General features: G+C 56.8%; 1 pseudogene. It reads left to right on the forward strand.

The features are described from left to right. Positions 1–259, forward strand: a pseudogene (locus AACQ49_RS15810) (cell envelope biogenesis protein TolA); the annotation flags it as partial.

The following is a 259-nucleotide window of genomic DNA, read 5'->3' on the forward strand; positions in this document are numbered from 1 at the left end:
AGCAAGAGCGCCTAGCCAGACTGCAAGCTGAGCAGGAAAAGGCGGAGCAAGAGCGCCTAGCCAAACTGCAAGCTGAGCAAAAAAAGGCGGAGCAAGAGCGCCTAGCCAGACTGCAAGCTGAGCAAAAAAAGGCGGAGCAAGAGCGCCTAGCCAAACTGCAAGCTGAGCAAGAAAAGGCGAAGCAAGAGCGCCTAGCCAGACTGCAAGCTGAGCAGGAAAAGGCGGAGCAAGAGCGCCTAGCCAGACTGCAAGCTGAGCA

It is taken from the genome of Proteus sp. G2675, from assembly GCF_963886535.1.
GTDB classification, from domain to species: Bacteria; Pseudomonadota; Gammaproteobacteria; order Enterobacterales; family Enterobacteriaceae; genus Proteus; species Proteus mirabilis.